Genomic DNA, 698 nt, shown 5'->3' with positions numbered 1-698 from the left:
TATCTAAAAATATATACCATCAAAAAGCTAAGATCTGCTCAAAATCTTGTGAGTTAACGACTTCTGGTATTAGCGTAAGCTGCGCGGCTAAATCGCTTGGTACCATGCCTGTAAGCCATCCGCTAAATACATCCTCAGGTAGCCAAGCGGGCGGCATATCATATAGTTCAAGAGATTGAATCATACCGTGCAAACGCGACTTCGGCTGCATTAATAGTCCAAAAACAGGAGCGTCTAAATAAAGCTGCACCTCATGACCGAAAGTTGCAAGCGTCAAGGCGAGGGCACAACCTTCATAACTTGCCATCTCCGTTGGAGTGCGCAGCTGAATGAGTAATTTCATAGGTTATTTCTTATTATCCATGATGAATATTCGTACTTAATTGGCACTTAAAACTGTAGCAGACGGCAGTTGCCTTGCATCATTATAGCAAGCTCACTAAGTCCAACTAAATGAAAGCCATCGGCAATATTTTCACCATTTAGCTGATGGCGTGTGCTGTTATCACTATCACTGATACCGCGGCTAAGCGCAGTGCTGACGCATACAGGTAGCGAGAGCTGGTATTGCTTAGCAAGCGCTTGCCATTCTTGAGTTAAGTCAGTCTGATCCGCTGACTGCCAGCGTAGGCGATTGGCTGTATGCGCAGCGTCAGCGTAAAAAAAGACATTTAAAGGTTGCGTATCGTTTTCAATGA

At 44.4% G+C, this 698-nt stretch carries 2 protein-coding genes; both read right to left on the bottom strand.

What is annotated here, in order from left to right; genetic code table 11:
• Nucleotides 1-19: 19 nt before the first annotated feature.
• On the bottom strand, nt 20-343 hold the full coding sequence (locus ACS8FD_RS20745) for a hypothetical protein (protein WP_299220417.1): 324 nt from the start codon (nt 341-343) through the stop codon (nt 20-22).
• Nucleotides 344-390: 47 nt separating this feature from the next.
• On the bottom strand, nt 391-698 hold a 308-nt coding region (gene tusD / locus ACS8FD_RS20740; protein ID WP_439277256.1), incomplete at its 5' end, for a sulfurtransferase complex subunit TusD.

The sequence above is a fragment of the Psychrobacter sp. 1U2 genome, assembly GCF_051847575.1.
This window is presented reverse-complemented; position numbering and strand designations above follow the sequence as displayed.